Source organism: Streptomyces pathocidini, from assembly GCF_001418495.1.
Lineage (GTDB): Bacteria > Actinomycetota > Actinomycetes > Streptomycetales > Streptomycetaceae > Streptomyces > Streptomyces pathocidini.
The window spans coordinates 1-8,193 of the sequence record NZ_LIQY01000322.1 but is presented as its reverse complement, the minus strand read 5'-3'; the positions used below and the strand labels follow the sequence as shown (position 1 = coordinate 8,193).

The window sequence follows — 8,193 nt, the reverse complement described above, 5'->3', positions numbered from 1 at the left end:
TCCTCGTCGACGAGGACGACGAATCCCAGGACCCGGAACTGGAGGCCCAGGCCCGCGAACTGGCCCAAATCCTCCAACAGGAAGCAGCCCGCCGAGCAGAAAGGCAGACGAGGCGCCGGGGGCGACGACGAGGAGGGGGGAGGAGCGGCTGAGGCGCCACTTCGAGCGTTAGCCGAGCGGGACGGCGCCACCGCCCCGCTCGGCGGATCGCTTCATGGCCTTCAGTGCGAGGCTGTCCGTCCGGTGCGGGTTGCCGTGGAGCCGGTGCAGCAAGATCCACCGCCCGTCGGCATGCGCTCCGGCGAAGACGGATGAGTCACGCGTGGCGCCGTTGTGCCAGAGGGAACCCGAGGCCCGGGACCAACTGGGAGCCGGTTCGCCCAGCCGGCGCTCGACTACGAGGCCGACCAGGAGACGGGCAGCCGTGCGAGGAGTGGACCACAGCCCCCCGGCAGGCAGGATCGGACCAGTGAGGGTCCACAACGCGCGTGGACGCCCGAGCCGACGCGGTACGAGTCTGTGCCCGGCGGGAGGGGCGGCGGTCATAGCCCCGGCTTCCAATCCCAAGGGACCGAGGACGTGTTCATCCGCCAGTTGCTGGAAGGTGCGACCGGTGACGGCGGTGAGGGCGTGCCCGAGGACGGCATAGCCGAGGTTGGAGTACTCGTACCTGCCGGGTACCCCCGTAGCCACTTCGTCCAGATTCCGCAACAACCGCAATAGAACGGGCTCGGTGAACGAGACATAGGGATCCAGGATGGAGATGTCCGGACCGGGAGGCAGACGAGGGAGCCCGGAGGTGTGGTCGGCAAGGTTCCGAAGCGTGATCTCTGTCCCTTTGGGCACCATGTCCAGCCATCGATCGAGCGGATCGTGCCAATTGACGGTCCCAGCCTTTACGAGCTGGGCCAAGACCGTTCCCGTGATCACCTTCGTGAGTGACCCCAACTCCACAAATAAGTCGGGATCATGACCACGCGTCACGCGATCCTGTATCTCCTTGCTCCCCAGAAGGCACATGGGTGTCGACATATTGTTTGCCCCTCATCGGATGAACTCTTCTTCATGTGGCACACCGGCATCTTGTGCGGCCTGGAACCCTTTGGATTGTCGGCTACCGCGTCCCCGTAACGATGCCCGCAAGAGGAGGTCCTCACTCCAGGAAAGGGTTCGGCCGAGGGTGGAAGAGAGGAAGATGAGATCGCAGGCGATCATGGTGAGTGCGAAACTCGTCAGGCCCATGAAGAAAGCAATGGACAGGTGGAATCCGACCGAGATGGCGGCGGCCCAGGGGCGGAGCTTCGGTACGAGGATTCCGAGAGGAAAATACACCAGGAAGATGACCGTTCCGTAGGTCCCCAGATGAATCAACCAGTCATTCTCATATATGAGGTTCGACCAGCCTGGAAGTTGGAACTCGGGTACGCGCATCACGTAGAAGAGGGCGGTTCCGTCCTGCCACATCTGGCCCATGACCTTGTACAAGCCGGAGACGACATAGACGAGGCATACCTGTGCCGAGATCATGAGGATGCCCAGGTTATGAAAGGGAACAGATAAGTCTCGTACGGAGCTTGGGACGCGTCTGCTGAAACGGCGCATGAACCCGCTAGGGAAGGCGAACCTTTCGTAGCATCGCGTCAGGAGAAGGAACGGGATGACTACGTAGGCAAGGTTGTCTCCGCCGTCGAGGAGAACTGGTTGCCTCTGATAGACGGACCACAGCAGCAGCCAATGCAGGCCGAGGCCGAACCGGCCACCTACCCCCAGCATCACAGCAAGAGCCGCCAACGCGCCCGCGTGGTAGACGAGCTGGAACCAGGCAGGCGAAGCCGAGAGTGAATACAGGTTGATCGAGGACAGCTGCTGTTTGAACTCGTCAAACGGCAGTACGCCATCGGGGCCGAACAGGTAATCTCGTTCGCTGTACTGACTCACGTAGTACATGAACCCTACGAACCCAAGAAGGACGCGCATACCGCAAACGCCGGTGAGCGCCACAGGTCGGGCGCCCCAGGTATCAAGGGAGGCTGTGAGACCCTTCATCGTAGAACCCGCGCATCGATCCACTTGAAGTCTCTGACCTTGACCTTGTCTTTAGCTTCGGCATCGTGGCGTTTTGACCATGGCGGTAGATCGCGGATGTACATGCGAACCTGGACCCTCGAGATCTTTCCGTCGCATGCGTTCGGCATCTGGTCGGCTGCGTAACGGGACAGGAATCGGATGGCCTGTTGCTCTGTCACTTTCTCGTGCGGCAACAGAGGGAGCTCAGGCTTCTTGTCGTTCTTGCGGTTCTGTCTGAGTCTCTGCAGCACTTCATCATTGGTGGACAGCTGCTGAATGTTTCCAGAGATGAGCCGGACTTCACGAGAAGGGAAGAATCGAGAGGTCTGTGCCTTCTGGAGGCTGCGCGCTGACACATCATAAAATTCGGACGTGGTTCCGTTCGTGCATTCTGCGCGCGCGATGATGCCTCGCCCCTCGGAAAGAGGCGTAGGGGCGAATAGCATCCAGTTCTGTGCGAAGTAGGGAGACAGGTACTCCAGCACAGCATCTCCGTACTTCAACTTCGCTGGACTGAGAGGTGCTTGGGAGAGGGCGGACATGGTCATGTGGGCACTCAGGAGGGCGCCGCCGGCAAGCAACGCCACCCTCCTGGTGGTTCGGTGAGTCCTGGTCACGCGGGCTTACTTATCGAATGCGGTCTCGACGGATACCCCTTCGGGGACCTTGGAAGAGAATCCAAAGATGGAGCCGTGCTGAAGCATGTTGTCCGCAGTCTTCGCGCCCGCGGCGACACCCTTGCCTACCGCGCGCGCGGCGTTGACGAGAGAGCCGAGCGCCCTGGGGCTGTTGACGCTCTCGCCGGTCGTCGCAGAGGCGGACACCGGCTTTGCTGGAGCGGCCTGAGCGCTGCCTTGGGCGGTGATGATGAGTGCCGCGCCAATGATTGCGACACCTGCGGTAACGCCCAACTTCTTGAAGTTCACACCTTCTCCTTATCGGGGAGCGAGTTCGAGGAAGCCCATACGGGGCTCCTCTCCTCGACGACGACCAAGATCCACTTGATCAAGATGCTGGCGTACGCCGCAAGAGTGATTTAAGACATTAAAATGGACATCGCTGCTGTTGATCGGACTTGGGTTTCATGTCGAGCCGACTGCCCGGCTCGTCGTAGGTGGACCGCGCTGCTGGCCTGCTGGGCTGACGGCAATGCCGGTCGATGCTCTGCCCTTCCTTTCTGACAGTCGCCAGGCCGTGGCCGGTCAGCAGCGAGCCCGAAGTTTCATCACGAACTCAGGTCCGACTTGAGCGAGATGAGTTCTGCGATCTCGTGGAGGTGGACGGCTTGCCGGGGCACGCTGAGGGCGGTGTCGCTGTCGGCGGAGACGCCCCAGGTGCCGGGGGCCGTCAGAAACATGGTGCCTAGTTCGAGACGGGGAGACGATCTTCCCGCGATGGCGATGGCGATGGCGATGGTGCTTGCGAGCGGGAGGGTTATACCGAGACCTTCTGGAAGCAGAGTTGCTGGGTACGTGCGATGGCACGCGCGTCTAGCTGTGCCTCTCGCTGGTGACCCTCTGGTGAGGGATCGCGTCGTCAGCCAGGAGGCTGTGTACGTGTCAGTCGACCAGGAAGCGGTAGCCCACGCCGTAGTCGTGGCTTTCGCTGACCGGCAAGCTCGGGGCGAGCACGGTGGCCAGAGGCAGGTCGTACTGCGGGAGCTGCGTCGAGGCAAGGAGAGCAGCCGCTCGCTCGCCAGCCGATGGAGGTGCTCGCCCCGGCACTCGAGGGCCGCGTGGAAGTAGGCGAGGGCGTCATGTGCTGCTCGATCTGCGAGGACGACTTCGACGTCCTGCGCGGCGTGGCGATCTTGTCGGCGATGCCCTGCGTGGTGATCCATCTTCGGCAGGTCGATACCGGCGGCGTGTTTGGCGAGGTGCTCGGTGTGGGCCACAGTCACTCCGTGGGCCCGCAGTTCCTCTCTATCCGCTTCAGCAGTGTGGTCTTGCCGGTGGAGGGTGCCGAGCCCCCTGATACGGATGGGCCGTTGGGTCACCACAGGGTGGGTTTTCCTTCTGGTTCGGGGGTGCCTGGCAGGCCGGGTGGGACGGCCGCGGTGGCGAGTTGGTGCCAGGTGTCGTAGTGGCCGGCCATGGTGATGAGGAGCTGTGCTGCGGCGTACGCGTCGAAGGTGGCTCGATGCCGCTGTGCCGGGGCCCGGGTCAAATCCGGGTTCACGTGTTGGATGAGGGCGTCCAGGCCCACCCCGGGCTCTACGGCCCCTTCGTGATTCTGGCCTTTCCTCACCACATGCAGGACCTGGTGTGGTTGGAGAACCCCTGGAACTCCGTGTATCTGGAGTCGGTTGACGATGTCGAGAACTACAAGGAGGTCTTCGACGACCTGAGCGCTCGAGCCCTCCCCGTCGGAAACCCGCATCCAGATCACGCAGATCATCAAGGAGCTACAGCAGTGAGCAAGTCGAACCCCACCCCGCCAGACCTTGCTCGCTCTGATGTGTACTGGCGAAAGAGCTCCTACAGCGGCGGCGCCAACGACTGCGTCGAGATCGTCGATGCCGGGCCTTGGATCGCAGTTCGCGATTCCAAGTACCCGCAACAACAGCTGGTATTCGAACGTGACGCCATCTGCGTTTTGGTTGGAGCCATTCGGAACCAGGAATTTTGTTCGTGGGCAACTGGCCGCGGCGCGGGTCCCGGCCTCAGCCGGTGACGTCGCGGCGCAGCAGGTCCTCGAACGTTTCCCGGCGGACCACCTCCCGTGCTTCGCCGTTGTGGCAGAAGACGACCGGGGGGCGACGGGCGCCGTTGTAGTTGTTGGCGAGCGAGTAGCAGTACGCGCCCGTCACCGGCACCGCGATCGCGTCGCCGGATTCGGGGGAGCGCAGGAAGACGTCGCGGATCAGGGTGTCGCCCGACTCGCAGTGGCGGCCGACCAGGTCGTACCGTTCACCGCCGCCGACGCGTGAGGCGACCGTGGCCTCGAACCGCTGGCCGTACAGCATGGGTTCGAGGTTGTCGGCCATCCCGCCGTCCACCGCCACGAGCGGGCGCGGCCCCGGCTTGACGGTGACCACGCGGTAGAGGGTCATGGCGGCTTCCGCGACGAGCGAGCGGCCGGGCTCGATGAGCAGCCGGGCCCCCGCGGGAAGGTGGGTACGAGCGGCGTCGGCCAGGGTGCGTACGTATTCCTCGACGGACGGCGGGCGGTCGTCGTACGTGTAGCGCACGCCGAGCCCTCCTCCGAGGTCGTACACGGCGTGTTTCCCCAGGCCCTCTATACCGGCGATCGCCTCGACGGAGCGGCGGAACGGCTCCGTGTCGAGCAGTTGCGAGCCCACGTGGACGTGCAGCCCGTCAAGGCGCAGGCGGGCGCTGGCGCGCAACCGGGCGACCGCCGAAACCGCGTCGGCGACGGACAGCCCGAACTTCGAGCCGTGCTGCCCTGTGACCATCGCCTCGTGGGTGTCGGCGGCGACTTCCGGGATCACCCGCAGCAGCACCCTCTGCTCGCCGTCCCCGACCAGTTTTTCGAGACGGTCGATGTCGTCGAAGTTGTCGACGACGATCGTTCCCGCCCCGGCGTCCACGGCCATCGCGAGTTCCTCGTCGGTCTTGGCGTTGCCGTGGACGACGAGATCCGCGGGGTCGACGCCGGCCGCGAGAGCGGTGATCAGTTCGCCCCCTCCCGCGACGTCCACGCCGAGGCCCTCCTCCACCAGCGTGCGGACGATCGCGGTGCAGGGGAAGGACTTCGAGGCGAAGACGGCTTGGCTGTTCGGCCAATGCTTCGCCAGGGCCCGAACATATTCCTGCGCGCGATGGCGCAGGGCCATCTCGTCGACCACGACGGCCGGGGTGCCGAACCGGTCCGCCAGGTCGGACACCCGGCATCCGCCGACCACGAGCTCACCGTCTTCTGCCAGGTGGGAGCCGTCAGGAAAGAGCCCGACGAGGTCGGTCGCAGGGGCGGCCGGCTGTTCGATCACGGTCATGTGCGAGGGTTTCCTCTCCGGGGCGGGCAGGGCGTTCGCCGCTATCCTGACAGCCCGCATGGCACGCCACCGTGGCCGAGTGCCCTACGAAACGAGGTGACCCTTGTCCGATGCGACAACGCCCCGTCCGCCTCTGGAACCGAGGGGCGAGGGCACGTTGAGAGTGCTGGCGGAAGCCGTCGACGGACCGGCGGTACGGGTGCTCACCGCGCCCGGCGGCCTGGACGTGCGGGTGAGCGGAACCGTGATCCACGATCCGCAGGAGGCGCTGCCGCGGTCACCCGCGGCTGTCCTGCTGCTCGTGGGCGTCGACATCACGGACGCCCGATCGCTCGACCTGCTGAGCCGGGCCGCGGAGCAGGGGTTCTCCGCCGTCGTGGTCAAGCGGCGGGGACAGGCCCCGGAACGGTTCGTGGCCGAGGCCGAGAGATGTGGCATCGCCGTTCTCACCGCCGACGACGCGATGCCGTGGCGGAACGTCGACGCGTCGGTGAGCTGCACGCTCGCGGCGCACGGCAGCGGAAAGGCGGCTCCATCGGCCCCCGCCGGCGGCGAGGAGCTCTTCGCGCTCGCCGACGCCCTGGCCGCCGCTGTCGGCGGCCAGGTGGTGATCGAGGACCTGGACCAGAACGTGGTCGCGTACTCCACGGTGCCCGGGCTGCGCATCGATGCCGCCCGCGAGCGGGGCATCCTGCACCGCCGAGTGCCGGACATCCCCGAGCAGCGCCGCCAGTACCGGCAGGTGCTGGCGGCCACCGGCGCCGTCCGATTCCCCACCATGGGAGAGGAGTTGCCGAGGGCCGCGGTCGCGATCCGCGCCGGGGCGCTGCCGCTGGGCACGATCTGGGCGATCGAGCCGGTGGAGGGGCTGTCCGTCGCCGGCGAGAGCGCACTGCTGGACACCGGCCGGTTCGCTGCCCCCCACTTGCTGCGCGCGCTGAACCTGCCCGAGGCCGAGCGCAGGGTGCGCCGCGACACCCTCCGTGCCGTACTGCACCGTTCAGGACCGCCCGCCGACGAAGCGGCGGACCTGCTGGGGCTGCGCCCCGGGGCCAAGTTCACGCTCGCGGCGTTCGCGCCCGGCGGCGAACCCGCCAAGCCCGCGCGTGGAGCCGACGCGACCGGCGGGGACTCCGCGCTGCTCACCCACATCGAATGGCTCCTGATGCGGTACTGCGCCGCGCACCGGACGACCTCGACCGTGGTCGCCGCGGCGAACGCCGTCTACGTCCTGCTGCCCGCCACCGGCAGGGCGGAGGCCCGCCGCTTTGCGGATTCCGCGCTCAAGGCCGTCCGCCGGTCCATGAGCGACGGTCTTCGGGCCGCGGTGTCACGGCCCTGCACCGACCTCGGCCTGTCGGCCCCGATGCGCCGGGAAGTCGACAGCATCCTGCGGGCCACAGCCCACGACGATCCGGCCTCGACTCCGGTGACCACGGCCGATGTTCGGCACCGGATCCTGCTGGACCGGCTGGGCGACGAACTCGAGCGGGATCCGTGGCTGCGCCTGGGCGAGATCGACGAGCTGCTCGCCCACGACCACGCCCAGAAAACCGACTACGCCGCGACGGCCATCGTCTGGCTCGACACCGCCGGTGACATCGCCTCCGCCGCGGCACGGCTGAAGGTGCATCCCAACACCTTGCGCTACCGGCTGCGGCGGATTCGCGATCTGTTCGGCGTCGACCTCGACGACCCTGACGTACGGCTGGCCGCCTGGCTCGAGCTCAGACGCGCGGCGCCCTCGGGTCGCTCTCCCCGGCGGAAGACGCAGCCACGCCGTCCGTGACGGGGGCCTCCCCGTCCGGTGCCGCCTCGTTGCCCCGAAGCCGTGAGTGGCGACGCCCGAAGCAGAGGTACAGCCCCGCGGCCAGCAGCAGCCAGACGGCGAAGAGCGTCCAGGTGATGCCCGGCAGCAGATACGCCAGATACAGACAGGACAGCGCGCACAGCACGGGCACCACGGGGTAGAGCGGCACGCGGAAGGTGCGAGGGGCGTCCGGAGCGATACGGCGCAGGACCACCACGGCGGCGGCCACGGCCACGAACGCGATCAAGCCCGTTGGCACGGGGTCGGGCGACCTTACGTGTCATGCCTCGGCGCCGGCCGCCGCCCCACGTGGCCCTGCGCTTCCACGCGCCCCGCACCCCACGCGGCCGGACCTCACGCG

Annotated in this window: 10 protein-coding genes; 3 read left to right on the top strand and 7 right to left on the bottom strand. The window is 66.4% G+C overall.

The features are described 5' to 3' along the window. Positions 1 to 168 precede the first annotated feature (168 nt). The 5 genes from AOK16_RS16200 to AOK16_RS28990 form a co-directional block, all read right to left on the bottom strand. On the bottom strand, positions 169 to 984 hold the full coding sequence (locus AOK16_RS16200) for a serine hydrolase domain-containing protein (protein ID WP_240483599.1): 816 nt from the start codon (positions 982 to 984) through the stop codon (positions 169 to 171). 60 nt (positions 985 to 1,044) lie between these two features. After that, on the bottom strand, positions 1,045 to 1,947 hold the full coding sequence (locus AOK16_RS16195) for an HTTM domain-containing protein (RefSeq protein WP_240483598.1): 903 nt from the start codon (positions 1,945 to 1,947) through the stop codon (positions 1,045 to 1,047). Positions 1,948 to 2,042: 95 nt separating this feature from the next. Then, a complete protein-coding gene (locus tag AOK16_RS27215) occupies positions 2,043 to 2,609 on the bottom strand; it encodes a DUF5819 family protein (RefSeq protein WP_276202507.1) in 567 nt (188 codons plus the stop codon). Between the two features lie 81 nt (positions 2,610 to 2,690). Then, positions 2,691 to 2,993 carry a hypothetical protein gene (locus AOK16_RS16190; protein WP_055472949.1) on the bottom strand — a complete coding sequence of 101 codons (303 nt, stop codon included), beginning with the start codon at positions 2,991 to 2,993 and terminating at the stop codon, positions 2,691 to 2,693. 299 nt (positions 2,994 to 3,292) lie between these two features. Next, on the bottom strand, positions 3,293 to 3,424 hold the full coding sequence (locus AOK16_RS28990) for a hypothetical protein (RefSeq protein WP_276202506.1): 132 nt from the start codon (positions 3,422 to 3,424) through the stop codon (positions 3,293 to 3,295). A 345-nt stretch (positions 3,425 to 3,769) separates the two neighbouring features. Between AOK16_RS28990 and AOK16_RS27210 the strand changes: the two genes are divergently transcribed. Next, the gene (locus tag AOK16_RS27210; protein ID WP_055472948.1) at positions 3,770 to 4,150 is read left to right on the top strand and encodes a hypothetical protein; all 381 of its coding nucleotides are present in this window, start codon (positions 3,770 to 3,772) and stop codon (positions 4,148 to 4,150) included. Next, positions 4,150 to 4,740: a DUF397 domain-containing protein gene (locus tag AOK16_RS29105; protein WP_338058492.1), complete on the top strand. Its 591-nt coding sequence runs from the start codon at positions 4,150 to 4,152 to the stop codon at positions 4,738 to 4,740. Before AOK16_RS27210 ends, AOK16_RS29105 begins: the two co-directional genes overlap by 1 nt. On the opposite strand, the gene lysA is transcribed toward AOK16_RS29105, so the two are convergent. Then, positions 4,730 to 6,022 (bottom strand): diaminopimelate decarboxylase, encoded by a 1,293-nt coding sequence (lysA, locus tag AOK16_RS16180; protein WP_055472947.1) that lies wholly within the window; start codon positions 6,020 to 6,022, stop codon positions 4,730 to 4,732. The genes AOK16_RS29105 and lysA overlap by 11 nt on opposite strands. Before the next feature lie 163 nt (positions 6,023 to 6,185). Between lysA and AOK16_RS16175 the strand changes: the two genes are divergently transcribed. Beyond that, entirely contained in the window at positions 6,186 to 7,811 is a 1,626-nt protein-coding gene (locus AOK16_RS16175; RefSeq protein ID WP_055472946.1) for a PucR family transcriptional regulator, read from the top strand. On the opposite strand, the gene AOK16_RS16170 is transcribed toward AOK16_RS16175, so the two are convergent. Further along, positions 7,750 to 8,091, bottom strand: coding sequence for an amino acid permease C-terminal domain-containing protein (locus tag AOK16_RS16170; protein ID WP_079101447.1), 342 nt, complete (start codon positions 8,089 to 8,091; stop codon positions 7,750 to 7,752). The two genes, AOK16_RS16175 and AOK16_RS16170, sit on opposite strands and share 62 nt — an antisense overlap. Positions 8,092 to 8,193: the final 102 nt, after the last annotated feature.

What these genes read in the sequence shown, in the direction of transcription:
- AOK16_RS27215 (WP_276202507.1), bottom strand. Translation starts at nt 2,609, where the DNA reads ATGTCCGCCCTCTCCCAAGCACCTCTCAGTCCAGCGAAGTTGAAGTAC.
- lysA (WP_055472947.1), bottom strand. Translation starts at nt 6,022, where the DNA reads ATGACCGTGATCGAACAGCCGGCCGCCCCTGCGACCGACCTCGTCGGG.
- AOK16_RS16195 (WP_240483598.1), bottom strand. Translation starts at nt 1,947, where the DNA reads ATGTACTACGTGAGTCAGTACAGCGAACGAGATTACCTGTTCGGCCCC.
- AOK16_RS28990 (WP_276202506.1), bottom strand. Translation starts at nt 3,424, where the DNA reads ATGTTTCTGACGGCCCCCGGCACCTGGGGCGTCTCCGCCGACAGCGAC.
- AOK16_RS27210 (WP_055472948.1), top strand. Translation starts at nt 3,770, where the DNA reads ATGGAGGTGCTCGCCCCGGCACTCGAGGGCCGCGTGGAAGTAGGCGAG.